The organism is Butyrivibrio sp. AE2032, from assembly GCF_000702965.1.
This window is the reverse complement of the sequence record NZ_JNLF01000003.1, coordinates 553,237-569,521: the sequence shown is the minus strand read 5'-3', so window position 1 is coordinate 569,521 and position 16,285 is coordinate 553,237. Positions and strand designations below refer to the sequence as shown.

The window sequence follows — 16,285 nt, the reverse complement described above, 5'->3', positions numbered from 1 at the left end:
TTTTATGAGGAGAAAAATCCGTGTGGCACACAGATGTCATGCGGATTTTTCATGTCAAATCATAACGCGAAAAAAATTTGTTTCCATTACAAAAACTTAATATTCTGTTCACATAACTTTTGGAGAAAAGAGGTATAATGTATTCGAGGAAATACAGAAAGGAAGTGAGTTTATGGCAGTAGAGCACCAGGACTACAGCGGCATGAACTTTACCTCTATACCAGGCGGAGCAAACGGAGGCTACAATCCGGAAGAATTAACCCAGGGGGACGTTGAACGACTCCTAAAAAAGAGAGAGCAGAGCGAGGAGTTCCAACTCCTCATGATGAAATATGACTGTGCGTTATCTCAGGTACGGACCAAGCTTGATGTACTTAATAAGGAACTTGCTCTTAGCAATAAGAGAAATCCTATTGAAGCCATCAAGATGAGAATTAAGACTCCTGTTAGTATCTACAACAAACTTCTTAGTAAGGGCGTGGATTTTACCGTTGATAATATCAACGAGAATCTTTCAGATATAGCAGGTATCAGGGTTATTTGCTCCTTTGTTGATGACATCTATATGTTGGCAGACTGTCTGGCTAAGCAGGATGATATTAAGGTCCTTCAGAAAAAGGACTATATCAGAAAGCCTAAGAACAGTGGTTACAGAAGCCTTCACCTGATCATTGAGATTCCTATTTTCCTTACAAAAGAGAAGGAATACATGAAGGTTGAGGTACAGTTCAGAACTATCGCAATGGACTTCTGGGCAAGTTTAGAGCATAAGATGAAGTACAAAAAAGATATTGAAAATGCCGAGGTTATTAGTGAGGACCTGAAGTTCAGTGCAGATCTCATAAATCAGATTGATATGAGAATGCAGCAGATCAGGGAAAAGATTGATGCAACAGATGAATGATGCTGAAACTAAAAAGGATGTATCCCGATATGGGGTACATCCTTTCTTTATATAATGAAAGATATTAGTTAATCGATGTCCAACGACCGCTTGCTCCGCAGGGAAGAATAAGACCGTTGCTCTTAACCGGAAGTCCTATCTCCTCGGCCTCTACCTTTCCTTTATGGATAGGGTCAAGAACAGTGTGGAGCATATATGAAAGAACTGCAGGCTGAAGACCTGTTGTATATGAATTTATAAGGAAGAAAAGAGGTGTATCCGAAAGGAGCTGTGATGTGAGCTTGATAAATGGGAATACACTTTCTTCTATTTTCCAGATTTCTCCTTTGGGTCCTCTTCCGTAGGAAGGAGGATCCATTATTATTCCGTCGTATTTGTTTCCTCTGCGGATTTCTCTTTCTACAAACTTAACACAGTCGTCCACAAGATACCTGATAGGAGCATCCGTAAGTCCTGATGTGGCAGCATTTTCTTTTGCCCAGGTAACCATACCCTTGGAGGCATCAACGTGTGTGACACTGGCACCGGCCTTTGCAGCTGATACTGTAGCTCCTCCTGTGTAGGCAAAAAGGTTAAGGACCTTAACCGGACGATCTGCTTCCTTTATTATAGAAGAAAACCAATCCCAGTTAGTTGCCTGTTCAGGGAAAAGACCTGTGTGCTTGAAGCTAAAGGGCTTCAGATTAAAGGTGAGATCCCTGTAGGTGATGGACCATTCCTCAGGAAGCTTGTTGAATTCCCATTCGCCGCCGCCCTTGTTGCTGCGGTGGTAATGGCCGTTGGGTTTCTTCCAGCCGAAGTGATTCTTATCAGTGTTCCATATTACCTGAGGGTCCGGGCGAACCAGGAAGTAGTCTCCCCAGCGCTCAAGCTTTTCTCCGGCTGATGTATCTATGACTTCATAGTCTTTCCAATTGTCTGCAATCCACATAGTTAATCCTCTTATATATAGTAATTTAATAATAGTTTACAGTAATTAAATGGTTATAACCATAGTAATGTGGTAATATCAAAAAGGTCTTTTGGTAAAAATGCACCATGTATTGTAATATATTGACGGGAAAATGGTAATAGAAAACCATAAGAGATTAAAATACATCAAGAAAAATAGTTGTAAAACGCTGATTTTGGGATAAAACTGATTAATTTTCAAAAAGTTGTTGCAAATGCACAAAATATGTTTTATACTAACAAACGCTGTGACATGATAGCTATGAAGCGTGAGGTTGCTGCTTTATCCAGTTAAGCAGGTTTTCCGTGGAGCGAATGTCTAGAGGCCGGAATAATGGCCAACCAAACTGACGACAAGTCACTGTACAGTAAATTGAAGTCTGCCGACTAACCCAAGGCAGAAACGACGTGTTAAGAGTTCCAGAGCCTTACTTTGTGATGAGGGTCGGGACACACACGGGAGAGTGTACAGTCACCGCTTGTCGTACTTAATTCAAAAAGTGCGAAAAGGAGGCGACTTTTTTTATGGCAAATCAGGTAATGAGAATTACACTTAAGGCTTATGATCATCAGCTTGTTGATGCATCTGCCAAGAAGATCATCGAGACAGTCAAGAAGAACGGATCTCAGGTTAGTGGACCAGTACCTCTTCCTACTAAAAAGGAAGTTGTAACAATTCTTAGAGCGGTTCACAAGTATAAGGATTCCAGAGAGCAGTTCGAGCAGAGAACTCACAAGAGACTGATCGATATCATCACACCTACATCAAAGACAGTTGAGGCTCTTCAGAGACTCGAGATGCCTGCAGGTGTGGCTATAAACATAAAGATGAAGTGATATAAACCCGTATCGCTTGATCATAAATAGAAACAATCAATTCACCTCTACTAGTATGATGCGAGACGCATGATGCCGTGAAACTGGAGAATTGCCAAAACGTTGCGAAGGCAATTAAAGCGACATTGCGAATGAAGTAAGCATCCGCTGTAGACGTAATAAGGAGGTAAAAAACACATGAAGAAAGCTATTTTAGCTACTAAGGTCGGAATGACCCAGATCTTCAAAGAAGATGGTTCACTGGTTCCTGTAACTGTTCTTCAGGCAGGACCATGCGTAGTAACACAGATCAAGACAGTTGAGAACGATGGTTACAGCGCTGTTCAGGTTGGATTTGTTGACAAGAAGGAAAAGGTTGTTAACAAGGACAAGAACGGAAACAAGACAATCTACCATCGTCATGGCGCTACAAAGGCTGAGCAGGGACATTTCAAGAAGGCTGGAGTTTCTTGCAAGAGATATGTAAGAGAGTTCAAGTTCGAGAATGCTGCAGAGTATGCACTTGGCGCTGAGATCAAGGCTGATATCTTCGCTGAAGGCGACAAGATTGATGCAACAGCTGTTTCAAAGGGAAAAGGCTTCCAGGGTGCTATTAAGAAGAATGGTCAGCACAGAGGACCTATGGCACACGGTTCCAAGTTCCACCGTCATCAGGGTTCTAATGGTTCCAGTTCAGATCCTAGCCGCGTATTCAAGGGCAAGGGAATGCCTGGTCACATGGGCAGCGTAAAAGTAACAGTTCAGAATCTTGAGGTTGTTAGAGTAGATGCAGACAAGAATCTTATTCTTGTAAAGGGCGCTATTCCTGGACCTAAGAAGGGACTTGTTGCTATCAAGGAAACCGTAAAGGTTGAGAACTAATAGAACGCGAAAGGAGGACCATACAGATGGCTAATGTATCTGTTTACAATATGGAAGGCAAAGAAGTTGGCAAGCTCGACTTAAGCGATGCTATCTTCGGAGTTGAAGTAAATGAACATCTCGTACACATGGCAGTTCTTCAGCAGCTTGCTGACAACCGTCAGGGTACACAGAAAGCAAAGACACGTTCTGAAGTTTCCGGAGGCGGAAGAAAGCCTTGGAGACAGAAGGGAACAGGTCATGCTAGACAGGGATCTATCAGAGCTCCTCAGTGGAAGGGCGGCGGAGTTGTATTCGCTCCAGTTCCAAGAGATTACTCTTTCAAGATGAACAAGAAGGAGAAGAGAGCAGCTCTTAAGTCTGCACTTACAGACAAGGCTCAGGCAGGCAACCTTATCGTTGTTGACGAGCTCAAGTTTGATGAGATCAAGACAAAGAGATTCGCAGAGGTTATGAACAACCTCAAGGCTACACGTAAGGCTCTTGTAGTACTTGCTGACAACGATCAGAACGTAGTACTTTCAGCTAGAAACCTTGCAGAGGCTAACACAACACTTACAAACACACTTAATGTTTATGATATCGTAAACGCTAGAACACTGGTTCTTACAAAGGACGCAGTTGCTAAGATAGAGGAGGTGTATTGCTAATGGCAGCATTACAGTATTATGACGTAATCCTTAAGCCTGTTCTTACAGAGAAGAGCATGAACGCAATGGCTGATAAGAAGTACACTTTCCTTGTTAATCCTGAGGCTAACAAGACACAGATCAAGGAAGCTGTAGAGAAGATGTTCGAGGGAACAAAGGTTGCTAAGGTAAACACCCTCAACGCTGACGGTAAGAGAAAAAGACGTGGAATGACAATCGGCTTCACAGCAAAGACTAAGAAGGCAATTGTTCAGCTCACAGAGGACAGCAAGGACATCGAGATCTTCCAGGGACTCTAATTTATAACTAATAACTATACGTGCGAATCCTTAATATAAGAGTCCGGGATTCAAGTGAGTATCACTAGTCACGTGATAAATTTAAAAGGAGAAATGAATCATGGGAATTAAGAAATACGGCCCATATACCCCATCCAGAAGAAACATGACTGGATCTGATTTTTCAGAGATCACAAAGTCAACTCCTGAGAAGTCACTTGTTGTTTCTAAGAACAGCAAAGCTGGTCGTAACAATCAGGGTAAGATCACAGTAAGACATCGTGGATGCGGTGGAAGAGTTAAGTACAGAATTATCGATTTCAAGAGAAACAAGGACGATATGCCTGCAAAGGTTATCGGAATTGAGTATGATCCTAACAGATCAGCAAATATCGCACTTATCCAGTACGAGGATGGCACAAAGGCTTACATCCTTGCACCTAACGGATTAACAGATGGAATGACAGTTATGAACGGTGCTAACGCAGAAATCCGTGTTGGTAACTGCCTCCCACTTTCACAGATCCCTGTCGGTGAAAACGTACACAACGTCGAGCTCTATCCTGGAAAGGGTGGCCAGATGGTTCGTTCAGCTGGTAACGCAGCTCAGCTCATGGCTAAAGAAGGTAAGTATGCAACACTTCGTCTTCCTTCAGGCGAGATGAGAATGGTTCCTATCGAGTGCAGAGCAACAATCGGTGTTGTAGGAAATGGTGATCACAACCTTATCAACTATGGTAAAGCCGGTCGTATCCGTCACATGGGTGTACGTCCTACAGTTCGTGGGTCTGTTATGAACCCTAACGACCATCCACACGGTGGTGGAGAAGGAAGAGCTCCTATCGGACGTTCTGGTCCTAGCACACCTTGGGGTAAGCCTGCTCTTGGTTACAAGACACGTAAGGCTAAGAAGGCTTCTAACAAGCTGATTGTAAGAAGAAGAAACGGTAAAGCCATCAAATAAGGAGGAATAAAATGTCTAGATCACTTAAAAAGGGACCTTTTGCAGACGCAAGCCTGTTAAAGAAGATAGATGCTATGAACGCAGAGGGCCAGAAGCAGATAGTAAAGACCTGGTCACGTCGTTCTACAATTTTCCCGTCTTTTGTTGGACACACAATCGCTGTTCATGACGGAAGAAAGCATATTCCTGTATATGTTACTGAAGATATGGTTGGACACAAGCTCGGTGAGTTTGTTCCTACAAGAACCTTCAAAGGACATGCTGGAAATTCTCCCGTTGAGAGAAAGAGCAGCATAAACTAATTGATTCAATGAAAGGAGGTCTACTTACGTGGAAAAGGAAATTAAGCATAGATCACAAATAAAGAGAAACAGAAATCGTGACAATAGAGAAACAAGACCTTTTGCTAAGTTATCTTACGCTAGAATACCAGTTCAGAAGGCATGCTTCGTAATGGACGCTATCAGAGGAAAGGATGTTGAGACTGCACTTGCAATCCTTCAGTACAATCCAAGATATGCATCAAGCGTAATCTACAAGCTTCTTAACAGCGCTGTAGCAAATGCTGAGAACAACAAAGGTATGAACAGATCAAATCTCTATGTTGCTGAGTGCACAGCAAGCAACGGCCCTATCATGAAGAGAATTCAGCCTAGAGCACAGGGCAGAGCTTACAGAATCAACAAGAGAATGAGTCATCTGACTGTTGTATTGGACGAGAGATAATTGAAAGGAGAACCAAGTAATGGGACAGAAAGTTAATCCTCATGGCCTTAGAGTTGGTGTTATCGCTGACTGGGATTCAAAGTGGTATGCTGAGTCAACAGATTTCGCTAACAATCTGGTAGAAGATTACAATATCAGAAAATTTCTGAAGAAGAAGTTATATGCTGCTGGTGTTTCTAAGATCGAGATCGAGAGAGCATCAGACAGAGTTAAGGTTATCGTATACACAGCTAAGCCCGGTGTAGTAATCGGTAAGGGCGGTGCTGAGATTGAGGTAACAAAGAAGGAGCTTTCAAAGCTCACAGATAAGAAGGTTCTTGTTGATATCAAAGAGATCAAGAAGCCTGATAAGGATGCACAGCTTGTTGCAGAGAACATCGCTCAGCAGCTTGAGAACCGTGTATCATTCAGAAGAGCAATGAAGTCATGCATGAGCAGAACAATGAAGACAGATGCACTTGGTATCAAGGCATGCTGCTCTGGCCGTCTCGGCGGTGCTGATATCGCTCGTTCAGAGTTCTACAGCGAGGGAACAATTCCTCTTCAGACACTTAGAGCAGATATCGATTATGGTTTTGCTGAAGCAGATACAACCTACGGTAAGGTTGGTGTAAAGGTATGGATCTACAAGGGTGAGGTTCTTCCAACCAAGGCCGGTGAGAATTCAGATAAGGAAGGGAGCGATAAATAATGTTAATGCCAAAGAGAGTTAAGCACCGCAAGCAGTTCCGCGGTTCAATGGCTCATAAAATTACTCGTGGTAATACAATCACTTATGGTGAGTACGGAATTGTTGCGCTTGAGCCTTGCTGGATCAATTCAAACCAGATTGAGGCAGCCCGTGTAGCTATGACACGTTTCATCAAGCGTGGTGGTCAGGTTTGGATCAAGATTTTCCCTGACAAGCCTATCACATTAAAGCCTCTTGGAACACGTATGGGTTCCGGTAAGGGTGCAACTGACAGATGGGTAGCTGTTGTTAAGCCTGGTCGTGTAATGTTCGAAATCGGTGGAGTTGCCGAGGCCGATGCGAGAGAAGCTCTTCGTCTTGCGACACACAAGCTTCCTTGCAAGTGCAAGATCGTTTCAAAGGCTGATTTGGAAGGCGGTGTATCTAAATGAAGACAAATAAGTATGTAACAGAGCTTATGGCTAAATCAGCTGAAGAGCTTCAGACAGAGCTTGTTTCAGCAAAGAAGGAACTTTTCAACTTGAAATTCCAGAACGCTACAAACCAGCTGGATAATACAGCAAGAATCAAAGAAGTAAGAAGAAATATTGCAAGAATCCAGACTGTAATCACACAGAATGCTAAGGCAGCTAACTAAGCCAAAGCAAGCTTCGATTAAAAAAGGAGAAATAGATCGTGGAAAGAAATTTAAGAAAAACGCGTGTTGGAAAAGTAACAAGCGATAAGATGGATAAGACCATCACAGTTTCCATTGAGGACCATGTTAAGCATCCTCTTTACAAGAAGATCGTGAAGAGAACATATAAGCTTAAGGCTCATGACGAGAACAACGAGTGCCGCATTGGTGACACAGTTAAGGTCATGGAGACAAAGCCAATCTCCAAGGATAAGAGATGGAGACTTGTATCCATTATTGAACGTGCAAAGTAATTCGAAAGAAGGAGAAATATCATGATTCAGCAGGAAAGTAGACTTAGGGTCGCTGATAACACAGGCGCTAAAGAGCTCCTGACAATCCGTGTTATGGGTGGATCTACAAGAAGATATGCGAGAATCGGCGACACAATCGTTGCATCTGTAAAAGAGGCAACACCCGGTGGAGTTGTAAAGAAGGGTGATGTTGTAAAGGCTGTTGTCGTTCGTACTGTAAAAGAGACACGTCGTAAGGACGGTTCCTACATCAGATTTGATGAGAACGCTGCTGTTGTTATCAATGAAGATGGTACGCCTAAGGGAACACGTATTTTTGGACCAGTAGCTAGAGAGCTTCGTGAGAAGAAATTCATGAAGATCCTTTCTCTTGCTCCTGAAGTATTATAAGGAGGCGCCTAGATGTCAACAAGTAAGATCAAGAAGGGCGATACAGTAAGAGTTATCGCTGGTAAAGAGCTCAATAAGGAAGGCAAGGTTCTTTCTGTTGATGCAAAGAATGGTAAGGTTGTTGTAGAGGGTCTTAACAAGGCTACAATACACGAGAAGCCATCAGCAAAGAATCCTAACGGCGGAATCGTTGAGAGAGAAGCTGCTCTCGACATCTCAAACGTTGTTTATCTTCACAAAGGAAAGCCTACCAAGATCGGCTTCAAGGTTGAGAAGGATGAGAATGGTAAGGTAGTTAAGAAGAACCGCGTCGCTAAGAAGACTGGCGAGGTTATCGACTGATTAAGGAAAGGAGGTAAAGACGTTGAGTAGATATAAGGATTTATACAAGAATGAGATCGTTGATGCTATGACAAAGAAGTTCGGTTACAAGAATGTAATGGAAGTTCCAAAGCTCGACAAGATCGTTATCAATATGGGTGTTGGAGAAGCAAAGGAGAATGCTAAGCTTCTTGAGAACGCTGCAAACGATATGACTATTATTTCTGGTCAGAAGCCTGTTATCACAAAGGCTAAGAAGTCAATCGCTAACTTCAAGTTAAGAGAGGGTATGCCTATCGGATGTAAGGTTACACTCCGTGGTGATAAGATGTACGATTTCCTTGATCGTCTCGTAAACCTGGCTCTTCCTCGTGTACGTGACTTCAGAGGAATCAATCCTAACTCTTTCGACGGAAGAGGAAACTACGCTCTTGGTATCAAGGAGCAGCTTATCTTCCCTGAGATCGAGTACGACAAGATTGATAAGACAAGAGGTATGGACATCATTTTCACTACAACAGCTAAGACAGATGAAGAGGCTCGTGAGCTTCTCACACTGTTCAATATGCCTTTTGCAAAGTAATTAAGGAGGGAAATAGACACAATGGCTAAATTATCCATGAAGTTGAAACAGCAGATGAAACCAAAGTTCTCTACACGTGCTTATAACCGTTGTAAGATCTGCGGTCGTCCTCATGCTTATCTTAGAAAGTACGGAATCTGCAGAATTTGCTTCCGTGAGCTTGCATATAAGGGCGAGATCCCTGGTGTTCGTAAGGCATCTTGGTAATTTCTTTGTGACCCTGGGATGGGGGTCACAGGATAAATTTTTTAACTGTTTTAATCACACATTGCGGCTTCGTGTCTCTGCTCAATTTGGGGAGTAGTAAGGCGAAGCAAAAATAATTAAGGAGGCAAATATAAAATGGCAATGAATGATCCTATTGCAGATATGCTTACAAGAATTCGTAACGCAAACACTGCAAAGCATGACACTGTTGATGTTCCTTCTTCAAAGATGAAGCTTGCAATCGCAAACATCCTTCTTGAAGAGGGCTATATTAAGAAGCTTGACGTTGTTGAAGATGGTTCTTTCAAGAACCTTCACATCACACTTAAGTACGGTGCTGACAGAAACGATAAGGTTATCACTGGTCTTAAGAGAATCTCAAAGCCTGGTCTTCGTGTATACGCAGGCAAGGATGAGCTTCCTAGAGTATTAGGCGGTCTTGGTATTGCAATCATTTCTACAAACCAGGGCGTTGTAACTGATAAAAAGGCAAGAGAGCTCCAGGTTGGCGGCGAAGTTCTTGCATTCATTTGGTAAATTGGAGGTACGGGCATGTCACGAATTGGAAAAATGCCAATCGCAGTTCCTGCTGGTGTAACAGTAGAAGTTGCAGAAAATAATAAGGTGACTGTAAAGGGACCTAAGGGAACCCTTACAAGAGTTTTCCCTGCAGAGATTTCTTTTGAGCAGGAGAATGGTCAGATCGAGGTTAAGAGACCTGATGACCAGAAGAAGACAAGAGCATTACATGGTCTTTCAAGAAGCCTTCTCAACAACATGGTTGTTGGTGTAACAGATGGTTTCGAGAAGAAACTTGAGGTAAACGGTGTAGGTTACAGAGCTGCAAAGAATGGTAAGACACTCTCTCTGACACTTGGTTATTCACACCCTGTAGAGCTTGTTGATCCTGAAGGAGTTGAGACAGTTGTAGAGGGACAGACAATCACAGTTAAGGGAATTGACAAAGAGGCGGTTGGCCAGCACGCTGCAATCATCAGAGAAAAGAGAGCTCCAGAGCCATATAAGGGCAAGGGTATCAAGTATGCTGATGAAGTTATCAGACGTAAAGTTGGTAAGACCGGTAAGAAATAATTGAGATAAGGAGAGTGCAAAATGGTTAGTAAGGAATCAAGATCAAAAGTTCGTGCTAAGAAGCACATGAGAATCCGTAATCGTTTCAGCGGTACAGCTGAGAGACCAAGGCTCGCAGTGTTCAGAAGCAATAACCACGTTTACGCACAGGTTATTGATGATGTAAATGGCAAGACACTTGTATCTGCTTCAACTCTTGAGAAGGATATCAAGGCTGAGCTTAAGAATACTGATGACATTGAAGCAGCATCAAAGATCGGTGATGTTGTAGCAAAGAGAGCATTAGAAAAGGGTATCAAAGCCGTTGTTTTTGACAGAGGCGGATACATCTATCACGGTAAGGTAAAGGCTCTCGCAGATGCTGCCAGAGAAGCTGGCCTTGAATTCTAAGAAGGGAGATTATCACAAATGAAGCGTAATATCGTTGATGCAAGTCAGCTGGAATTAACAGATAAAGTTGTAACCATCAAGCGTGTTACAAAGGTTGTTAAAGGTGGACGTAACATGAAGTTCACAGCCCTTGTAGTTGTTGGTGACAACAATGGACACGTTGGTGTTGGTCTGGGTAAGTCAACTGAAATCCCAGATGCTATCCGTAAGGGTAAAGAGGATGCTACTAAGAACCTTATTACTGTTCCTCTTGATGAGAACAACAGTATCACACATGATTTCGTAGGAAAGTTCGGTTCAGCCGAGGTTCTTCTTAAGAGATCACCTGAAGGAACTGGTATCATCGCTGGTGGTCCTGCTCGTTCTGTATGTGAGCTTGCAGGTATCAGAAACATCAGAACAAAGTCACTTGGTTCAAACAACAAGCAGAACGTTGTTTATGCTACAATCAATGGACTTGCTCAGTTGAAGACACCTGAAGAGGTAGCAGCAAAGCGCGGTAAGTCAGTAGCAGAAGTTACCGCATAATAGGAGGAAAAATCAATGGCAAGCGAGAAGAAACTTAAGATCACATTGGTTAAGTCCACAATTGGCGCTGTACCTAAGCAGGTAGCAACAGTAAAATCAATGGGATTTAAGAAGCTTAACAGCAGTGTTGAGCTGCCTGACAACTCTGCAACAAGAGGTCAGATCCAGCAGATCAGACACCTGGTTAAGGTTGAGGAAATCTAATAACATTAAAACGTATCCGGAACTGCATTACGATGACGCGAGTGGCTAATAGCTGCGTATAGCGCATCAAGTTCCGGCAATAATAAGGAGGAATATCATGGAATTATCAAACTTAAGACCTGCTGAAGGGTCTGTTCAGAGCGATAATTTTAGAAGAGGCCGTGGTCATGGTTCAGGAAATGGCAAGACTGCTGGTAAGGGACACAAGGGACAGAAGGCTCGTTCAGGAGCTCCAAGACCTGGTTTCGAAGGTGGTCAGATGCCTCTGTTCAGAAGACTTCCTAAGAGAGGCTTCAAGAATATCAATCACAAGAATATCGTAGGAATCAACGTAAGCGCCCTTGACGTATTTGAGGATGGAGCAGTTGTTGATGTTCAGGCACTTAAGGATCAGGGACTTATCAAGAAAGAGCTTGATGGAGTAAAGATTCTTGGAAACGGCGAAATTACTAAGAAGCTTACGGTTAAGGCAAATGCTTTCAGTGCAGTTGCTAAGGAAAAGATCGAGGCACTTGGTGGAACAGCAGAGGTAATCTAATGTTTAAATCCCTTATGAATGCATTAAAAGTCAAGGATATCAGAACTAAGATTCTGTTTACTTTCTTAATGCTTTGCGTTATCAGACTTGGATCTGCTATTCCTGTTCCAGGAATGAACACAGCAGTATTCAAGCAGTGGTTCAGCGGACTTACAGAGAGTGATGCCTTTGGCTTTATGGATCGATTCACTGGTGGATCATTTGAGAACATGTCAATTCTGGCACTCAATATCACACCATACATTACATCTTCCATCATCATTCAGCTTCTTACTATTGCTATTCCTAAGTTTGAGGAGTGGCAGAAAGACGGCGAAGATGGCAGGAAGAAGCTTACAGCACTGACAAGATATATAACAGTTGCTTTGGCGCTTATCGAGTCCGTTGCAATGGCAATCGGATTCTACAGGAATTCAGGATTCCTCACAGAGCATTCCATATTCCTTGTAGTACAGATTGTTGCAGCTCTTACAGCTGGTAGTGCATTCCTGATGTGGGTTGGTGAGAGAATCACCGAGAACGGGGTTGGAAACGGTATATCAATAGTTCTGACTATAAACATTCTTTCAAGAATGCCGTCAGACATCAGCTCGCTTTTCAAGCAGTTTGTGTTCGGAAAGCCTATTGCTAGGGGAGTTGTTTCAGCAGTTGTTATTATTGCAGTAATAGTTGCGATGGTAGTATTGGTTGTTCTTCTTAATGGCGCTGAGCGCAGGATTCCTGTACAGTACGCAAAGAAGATCCAGGGAAGAAAGACATACGGTGGAAACCGTTCAGAGATCCCTCTTAAGGTCAATACTGCAGGCGTTATGCCTATCATCTTTGCAATGTCTCTTTTCCAGTTCCCTATCATCATCAGCCAGCTGGCTGGATATCAGGGAGCAGGAGCATGGGGAAAATTCATTGCTTATTTGAACCAGAGTAACTGGTGTAACCCTAATCACTGGAACTATTCACTGGGACTTGTTGTTTATATCTTATTACTGATATTCTTCGCGTATTTCTATACGTCAATTACCTTCAATCCTATTGAGATTGCAGATAATATGAAGAAGCAGGGTGGATTCATCCCTGGTATCAGACCTGGAAAGCCCACAAGTGATTATCTTACAGGCATTCTTAACTACATCATCTTTATTGGAGCATGTGGTCTCACAATAATCGGTGTATTGCCTATTTTCTTCAATGGTGTATTTGGAGCAAGCGTATCCTTTGGTGGTACCAGTCTTATCATCGTTGTAAGTGTTATCCTTGAGACAATCAAGCAGATTGAATCTCAGATGCTTGTACGTAATTACAAAGGTTTCCTGGAAGACTAAAGCTGTGATACAATAATAAGAGGTGTAAGGGTCTGCATAGCGCAGATCTTGAAACCTCTTATATTATTTTTGGAGAAGGGCGAATTAAAGTATGAAAATTATTATGTTAGGTGCACCTGGTGCAGGAAAAGGAACACAGGCTAAGATGATCGCGGAGAAGTTTAACATTCCGCACATCTCCACAGGAGATATTTTCAGAGCAAACATCAAGAACGGAACTGAGCTTGGCAAGAAGGCAAAAGAGTTCATGGATAAGGGACAGCTTGTTCCAGATGAGCTCACAGTTGAGATCCTTCTTGACAGAGTAGCTAATGATGATTGCAAGAACGGTTATGTTCTTGATGGATTCCCACGTACCATTCCACAGGCTGATGTTCTTGACAAAGAGCTTACAAAGCTTGGCGACAAGGTTGATTTCGCAATCAACGTAGATGTTCCTGATGAGAACATCGTTCGCAGAATGTCAGGAAGAAGAGCATGCCTTAAGTGTGGTGCTACCTATCATATTGAGCATATTCCACCTAAGAAGGAAGGAATCTGCGATACATGTGGCAGCGAGCTTGTTCAGCGTGATGACGATAAGCCTGAGACAGTACAGAACAGACTTAAAGTTTATCATGAGCAGACTCAGCCTCTTATCGAGTACTACGGCAAGAAGGATATCCTTAAGAATGTCGATGGTACAAAAGATATGCAGGAAGTATTCACTGATATTGTAAACATCTTAAATGCATAAGAAAAGATATGGCTATAATAATCAAGACTGACGAAGAAATCGAACTTATGCGACAGTCGGGGCATCTTTTGGCAAAGGTTCATGATGAACTGCATGCTGCTCTAAGACCTGGAATTTCTACTCTCGAGCTTGATCAGATCGGAGAGATAACAATCCGTGAGCTTGGCGGGATACCTAACTGTAAGAATTACGAGGGATTTCCCGCTTCTGTGTGCATATCAGTAAATGATGAGGTTGTCCACGGAATACCCAGTGCAGACAGGATCCTTGTTGAAGGTGACATTGTCACCTTTGACACAGGACTTATATATAAAGGCTATCATTCAGATGCGGCAAGGACCTGGGGAGTAGGAAAGATATCCGATGAGGCTCAAAAGCTCATTGACGTGACCAGAGAAAGTTTTTTTGAAGGAATCAAGAAAGCAAAGGCTGGGCACAGACTTCATGAGATCTCAAGAGCCATAGACGACTATATTACGCCTCATGGTTATGGCATAGTCAGAGAACTGACTGGCCATGGGATCGGCACAAGCCTTCATGAGGAACCATTGGTTCCAAACTTTAAGAAGTTTTTGCCGGGACCCAAGTTAAGAAAGAACATGACTATATGCGTAGAACCCATGATAACCATGGGAGAGCGCTACGTAGGCTGGCTGGATGATGAATGGACAGTGGTCACTGTAGATGGATCGCTGGCAGCCCATTACGAAAACACAATAGCCATCACGGATGGTGAACCTGAGATATTGACCATAGTTTGACAGATTGGATTTAAGGAGGATAAAGATGTCAAAGGCTGATGTAATTGAAATTGAAGGCAAGGTAATTGAGAAGCTTCCCAACACCATGTTCCAGGTTGAGCTTGAGAACGGACATGTTGTTCTTGCACATATAAGTGGTAAGCTCAGACAGAACTTCATCAGAATTCTGCCTGGAGATAAGGTTACTTTAGAGCTTTCACCTTATGATCTTACAAAGGGAAGAATTATTTGGAGAGACAAGTAATTTTTGTCGAAATTGTGGTAAAATGTAATCATAGCGGTAGTATGTCAATTGTTTTGTAGTTAAAAACATCTGAGGATACTATGATAGAGAAACTCTACGAAAGTTATGATGATAATAACTACTATATTGATACTAACAAGAAAAAGTTGGCCCACGATAACGCCGGTGTTATCAGTGGTTTGCTGACTTTTTTTGCTATTGTGAGCATTATTTTTGTAGCTGTGGCACTAGCCTTTGGTAATGGAAATACTCCTTTTTATGTTTATCTTCCTGCTATAGCTATTCTTATTTTTCTTATTGTTCTAAATAATTTCCTTACACCTAAACTTACATACGAATTTTGGAAGATCAGGCTGTATGCCCTATTTTTCTATTCTGTATTGATTCTTACTTTTTCCATTTCAGACGCAAATACCTTCAGGCAATCAAGAGCAGTATTTTTCCCTGTGGCAATGTTAATGTTATCAACGTTGTACATGGATTATATGTGGATAATGGTAATCTACAAAGTGGCGATGGCAGCCGTATTTCTTGTATATGATTACCATGTTAAGGCATCCGATATATTTGTGAATGATGTAGTTACAAGCGTACTGTCCATAATTGCTTCTATTTTCTGTTATTCAGCTGTTATCTCAATGGCTCTTTCAAGGCATGAAGACAGCGAGCAGCTGGTGAAAAAGAGCCAGACAGATCTTTTAACAGGTCTTTTAAACAAGATTTCTTTTGAGGAAAAGTGCACCAGTTACCTGGAAAGCAGGGTAATTGGGGCTAAGTGCACTATGTTCATCTTTGACCTGGATGACTTTAAGGACGTAAATGACAAATTCGGTCATCAGACTGGAGATAAGGTCCTAAAGCTCTTTTCCGAGATACTAAGAGGTTACTTCCATCCGGATGACATTATCGGAAGGGTTGGCGGAGATGAGTTCATGGTGCTGGTTCTTGGAGATATGCCTGACGGCTTTGCAGAGAGAAGGTGCAGAAGCGTTATCCATGAGCTTAAGACCACTGACATCGATGGAGATAAGGGAATAACCTGCAGTATCGGAATTGCGGAGGATACTCAGGGGCACAATTTTGAAGAGCTTTATAAGAAAGCAGATGGAGCATTATATAAGGCCAAGGAGGGCGGGAAAGCACGTTTCATCAAAGATAGTTTCCTGTGATAACTACATGC

General features: G+C 42.4%; 28 protein-coding genes. 27 read left to right on the top strand and 1 reads right to left on the bottom strand.

The window, feature by feature from the left end:
- Nucleotides 1-172 precede the first annotated feature (172 nt).
- On the top strand, nt 173-904 hold the full coding sequence (locus tag BO18_RS04310; RefSeq protein ID WP_081860901.1) for a GTP pyrophosphokinase: 732 nt from the start codon (nt 173-175) through the stop codon (nt 902-904).
- Nucleotides 905-968: 64 nt separating this feature from the next.
- Here BO18_RS04310 and BO18_RS04305 read toward each other — a convergent pair whose 3' ends face one another.
- Complete coding sequence (locus tag BO18_RS04305) at nt 969-1,835, bottom strand: class I SAM-dependent methyltransferase (protein ID WP_034443894.1); 867 nt, start codon at nt 1,833-1,835, stop codon at nt 969-971.
- 545 nt (nt 1,836-2,380) lie between these two features.
- Between BO18_RS04305 and rpsJ the strand changes: the two genes are divergently transcribed.
- The 26 genes from rpsJ (at nt 2,381) to BO18_RS32420 (ending at nt 16,274) form a co-directional block, all read left to right on the top strand.
- Nucleotides 2,381-2,692 (top strand): 30S ribosomal protein S10, encoded by a 312-nt coding sequence (gene rpsJ / locus BO18_RS04300; RefSeq protein WP_034443890.1) that lies wholly within the window; start codon nt 2,381-2,383, stop codon nt 2,690-2,692.
- Nucleotides 2,693-2,869: 177 nt separating this feature from the next.
- Entirely contained in the window at nt 2,870-3,553 is a 684-nt protein-coding gene (gene rplC / locus BO18_RS04295; RefSeq protein ID WP_034443887.1) for a 50S ribosomal protein L3, read from the top strand.
- Between the two features lie 26 nt (nt 3,554-3,579).
- Nucleotides 3,580-4,203, top strand: a complete 624-nt coding sequence (rplD, locus tag BO18_RS04290) for a 50S ribosomal protein L4 (RefSeq protein ID WP_034443885.1) — start codon at nt 3,580-3,582, stop codon at nt 4,201-4,203.
- Nucleotides 4,203-4,502 (top strand): 50S ribosomal protein L23, encoded by a 300-nt coding sequence (gene rplW / locus BO18_RS04285; protein WP_034443883.1) that lies wholly within the window; start codon nt 4,203-4,205, stop codon nt 4,500-4,502. The genes rplD and rplW overlap by 1 nt, the downstream gene beginning before the upstream one ends.
- A 100-nt stretch (nt 4,503-4,602) precedes the next feature.
- On the top strand, nt 4,603-5,445 hold the full coding sequence (gene rplB, locus BO18_RS04280) for a 50S ribosomal protein L2 (RefSeq protein ID WP_034443880.1): 843 nt from the start codon (nt 4,603-4,605) through the stop codon (nt 5,443-5,445).
- A gap of 11 nt (nt 5,446-5,456) precedes the next feature.
- Nucleotides 5,457-5,747, top strand: a complete 291-nt coding sequence (rpsS, locus tag BO18_RS04275; RefSeq protein WP_034443877.1) for a 30S ribosomal protein S19 — start codon at nt 5,457-5,459, stop codon at nt 5,745-5,747.
- Between the two features lie 28 nt (nt 5,748-5,775).
- Nucleotides 5,776-6,171, top strand: a complete 396-nt coding sequence (gene rplV / locus BO18_RS04270) for a 50S ribosomal protein L22 (RefSeq protein ID WP_034443874.1) — start codon at nt 5,776-5,778, stop codon at nt 6,169-6,171.
- 19 nt (nt 6,172-6,190) lie between these two features.
- Nucleotides 6,191-6,862, top strand: coding sequence for a 30S ribosomal protein S3 (gene rpsC, locus BO18_RS04265; RefSeq protein ID WP_034443873.1), 672 nt, complete (start codon nt 6,191-6,193; stop codon nt 6,860-6,862).
- Entirely contained in the window at nt 6,862-7,293 is a 432-nt protein-coding gene (gene rplP, locus BO18_RS04260; RefSeq protein WP_022769978.1) for a 50S ribosomal protein L16, read from the top strand. The genes rpsC and rplP overlap by 1 nt, the downstream gene beginning before the upstream one ends.
- Entirely contained in the window at nt 7,290-7,499 is a 210-nt protein-coding gene (gene rpmC, locus BO18_RS04255) for a 50S ribosomal protein L29 (protein ID WP_034443867.1), read from the top strand. Before rplP ends, rpmC begins: the two co-directional genes overlap by 4 nt.
- 38 nt (nt 7,500-7,537) lie before the next feature.
- Nucleotides 7,538-7,792, top strand: a complete 255-nt coding sequence (rpsQ, locus tag BO18_RS04250) for a 30S ribosomal protein S17 (protein ID WP_013280005.1) — start codon at nt 7,538-7,540, stop codon at nt 7,790-7,792.
- 21 nt (nt 7,793-7,813) lie between these two features.
- Entirely contained in the window at nt 7,814-8,182 is a 369-nt protein-coding gene (gene rplN, locus BO18_RS04245; RefSeq protein WP_022764361.1) for a 50S ribosomal protein L14, read from the top strand.
- A 12-nt stretch (nt 8,183-8,194) separates the two neighbouring features.
- Nucleotides 8,195-8,524: a 50S ribosomal protein L24 gene (gene rplX, locus BO18_RS04240; RefSeq protein ID WP_034443864.1), complete on the top strand. Its 330-nt coding sequence runs from the start codon at nt 8,195-8,197 to the stop codon at nt 8,522-8,524.
- Between the two features lie 22 nt (nt 8,525-8,546).
- Nucleotides 8,547-9,086: a 50S ribosomal protein L5 gene (rplE, locus tag BO18_RS04235; protein ID WP_022764363.1), complete on the top strand. Its 540-nt coding sequence runs from the start codon at nt 8,547-8,549 to the stop codon at nt 9,084-9,086.
- A gap of 21 nt (nt 9,087-9,107) precedes the next feature.
- The gene (locus tag BO18_RS04230; protein ID WP_022764364.1) at nt 9,108-9,293 is read left to right on the top strand and encodes a type Z 30S ribosomal protein S14; all 186 of its coding nucleotides are present in this window, start codon (nt 9,108-9,110) and stop codon (nt 9,291-9,293) included.
- Nucleotides 9,294-9,428: 135 nt separating this feature from the next.
- The gene (gene rpsH, locus BO18_RS04225; protein ID WP_034443862.1) at nt 9,429-9,830 is read left to right on the top strand and encodes a 30S ribosomal protein S8; all 402 of its coding nucleotides are present in this window, start codon (nt 9,429-9,431) and stop codon (nt 9,828-9,830) included.
- 15 nt (nt 9,831-9,845) lie between these two features.
- The gene (rplF, locus tag BO18_RS04220) at nt 9,846-10,385 is read left to right on the top strand and encodes a 50S ribosomal protein L6 (protein ID WP_022764365.1); all 540 of its coding nucleotides are present in this window, start codon (nt 9,846-9,848) and stop codon (nt 10,383-10,385) included.
- A 21-nt stretch (nt 10,386-10,406) separates the two neighbouring features.
- A complete protein-coding gene (rplR, locus tag BO18_RS04215) occupies nt 10,407-10,775 on the top strand; it encodes a 50S ribosomal protein L18 (protein ID WP_034443860.1) in 369 nt (122 codons plus the stop codon).
- An 18-nt stretch (nt 10,776-10,793) separates the two neighbouring features.
- Nucleotides 10,794-11,303, top strand: a complete 510-nt coding sequence (rpsE, locus tag BO18_RS04210; protein WP_026652520.1) for a 30S ribosomal protein S5 — start codon at nt 10,794-10,796, stop codon at nt 11,301-11,303.
- Between the two features lie 15 nt (nt 11,304-11,318).
- Nucleotides 11,319-11,507 (top strand): 50S ribosomal protein L30, encoded by a 189-nt coding sequence (gene rpmD / locus BO18_RS04205; RefSeq protein ID WP_022764368.1) that lies wholly within the window; start codon nt 11,319-11,321, stop codon nt 11,505-11,507.
- A 97-nt stretch (nt 11,508-11,604) separates the two neighbouring features.
- Entirely contained in the window at nt 11,605-12,045 is a 441-nt protein-coding gene (gene rplO / locus BO18_RS04200) for a 50S ribosomal protein L15 (RefSeq protein ID WP_034443857.1), read from the top strand.
- Nucleotides 12,045-13,364 (top strand): preprotein translocase subunit SecY, encoded by a 1,320-nt coding sequence (secY, locus tag BO18_RS04195; protein WP_034443855.1) that lies wholly within the window; start codon nt 12,045-12,047, stop codon nt 13,362-13,364. Before rplO ends, secY begins: the two co-directional genes overlap by 1 nt.
- A gap of 91 nt (nt 13,365-13,455) precedes the next feature.
- The gene (locus BO18_RS04190) at nt 13,456-14,100 is read left to right on the top strand and encodes an adenylate kinase (protein ID WP_034443853.1); all 645 of its coding nucleotides are present in this window, start codon (nt 13,456-13,458) and stop codon (nt 14,098-14,100) included.
- An 8-nt stretch (nt 14,101-14,108) separates the two neighbouring features.
- Nucleotides 14,109-14,861, top strand: a complete 753-nt coding sequence (gene map / locus BO18_RS04185) for a type I methionyl aminopeptidase (RefSeq protein WP_034443851.1) — start codon at nt 14,109-14,111, stop codon at nt 14,859-14,861.
- Nucleotides 14,862-14,886: 25 nt separating this feature from the next.
- Nucleotides 14,887-15,105 carry a translation initiation factor IF-1 gene (gene infA / locus BO18_RS04180; protein WP_013280019.1) on the top strand — a complete coding sequence of 73 codons (219 nt, stop codon included), beginning with the start codon at nt 14,887-14,889 and terminating at the stop codon, nt 15,103-15,105.
- Nucleotides 15,106-15,185: 80 nt separating this feature from the next.
- Complete coding sequence (locus BO18_RS32420) at nt 15,186-16,274, top strand: GGDEF domain-containing protein (RefSeq protein ID WP_051688492.1); 1,089 nt, start codon at nt 15,186-15,188, stop codon at nt 16,272-16,274.
- Nucleotides 16,275-16,285 lie beyond the last annotated feature (11 nt).

Excerpts from the sequence above, each read along its gene's own strand:
- BO18_RS04310 (WP_081860901.1), top strand. The coding sequence starts at position 173 with ATGGCAGTAGAGCACCAGGACTACAGCGGCATGAACTTTACCTCTATA.
- BO18_RS04305 (WP_034443894.1), bottom strand. The coding sequence starts at position 1,835 with ATGTGGATTGCAGACAATTGGAAAGACTATGAAGTCATAGATACATCA.
- rpsJ (WP_034443890.1), top strand. The coding sequence starts at position 2,381 with ATGGCAAATCAGGTAATGAGAATTACACTTAAGGCTTATGATCATCAG.
- rplC (WP_034443887.1), top strand. The coding sequence starts at position 2,870 with ATGAAGAAAGCTATTTTAGCTACTAAGGTCGGAATGACCCAGATCTTC.
- rplD (WP_034443885.1), top strand. The coding sequence starts at position 3,580 with ATGGCTAATGTATCTGTTTACAATATGGAAGGCAAAGAAGTTGGCAAG.
- rplW (WP_034443883.1), top strand. The coding sequence starts at position 4,203 with ATGGCAGCATTACAGTATTATGACGTAATCCTTAAGCCTGTTCTTACA.
- rplB (WP_034443880.1), top strand. The coding sequence starts at position 4,603 with ATGGGAATTAAGAAATACGGCCCATATACCCCATCCAGAAGAAACATG.
- rpsS (WP_034443877.1), top strand. The coding sequence starts at position 5,457 with ATGTCTAGATCACTTAAAAAGGGACCTTTTGCAGACGCAAGCCTGTTA.
- rpsC (WP_034443873.1), top strand. The coding sequence starts at position 6,191 with ATGGGACAGAAAGTTAATCCTCATGGCCTTAGAGTTGGTGTTATCGCT.
- rplP (WP_022769978.1), top strand. The coding sequence starts at position 6,862 with ATGTTAATGCCAAAGAGAGTTAAGCACCGCAAGCAGTTCCGCGGTTCA.
- rpmC (WP_034443867.1), top strand. The coding sequence starts at position 7,290 with ATGAAGACAAATAAGTATGTAACAGAGCTTATGGCTAAATCAGCTGAA.
- rplN (WP_022764361.1), top strand. The coding sequence starts at position 7,814 with ATGATTCAGCAGGAAAGTAGACTTAGGGTCGCTGATAACACAGGCGCT.
- rplX (WP_034443864.1), top strand. The coding sequence starts at position 8,195 with ATGTCAACAAGTAAGATCAAGAAGGGCGATACAGTAAGAGTTATCGCT.
- BO18_RS04230 (WP_022764364.1), top strand. The coding sequence starts at position 9,108 with ATGGCTAAATTATCCATGAAGTTGAAACAGCAGATGAAACCAAAGTTC.
- rpsH (WP_034443862.1), top strand. The coding sequence starts at position 9,429 with ATGGCAATGAATGATCCTATTGCAGATATGCTTACAAGAATTCGTAAC.
- rplF (WP_022764365.1), top strand. The coding sequence starts at position 9,846 with ATGTCACGAATTGGAAAAATGCCAATCGCAGTTCCTGCTGGTGTAACA.
- rplR (WP_034443860.1), top strand. The coding sequence starts at position 10,407 with ATGGTTAGTAAGGAATCAAGATCAAAAGTTCGTGCTAAGAAGCACATG.
- rpsE (WP_026652520.1), top strand. The coding sequence starts at position 10,794 with ATGAAGCGTAATATCGTTGATGCAAGTCAGCTGGAATTAACAGATAAA.
- rpmD (WP_022764368.1), top strand. The coding sequence starts at position 11,319 with ATGGCAAGCGAGAAGAAACTTAAGATCACATTGGTTAAGTCCACAATT.
- rplO (WP_034443857.1), top strand. The coding sequence starts at position 11,605 with ATGGAATTATCAAACTTAAGACCTGCTGAAGGGTCTGTTCAGAGCGAT.
- secY (WP_034443855.1), top strand. The coding sequence starts at position 12,045 with ATGTTTAAATCCCTTATGAATGCATTAAAAGTCAAGGATATCAGAACT.
- BO18_RS04190 (WP_034443853.1), top strand. The coding sequence starts at position 13,456 with ATGAAAATTATTATGTTAGGTGCACCTGGTGCAGGAAAAGGAACACAG.
- map (WP_034443851.1), top strand. The coding sequence starts at position 14,109 with ATGGCTATAATAATCAAGACTGACGAAGAAATCGAACTTATGCGACAG.
- infA (WP_013280019.1), top strand. The coding sequence starts at position 14,887 with ATGTCAAAGGCTGATGTAATTGAAATTGAAGGCAAGGTAATTGAGAAG.
- BO18_RS32420 (WP_051688492.1), top strand. The coding sequence starts at position 15,186 with ATGATAGAGAAACTCTACGAAAGTTATGATGATAATAACTACTATATT.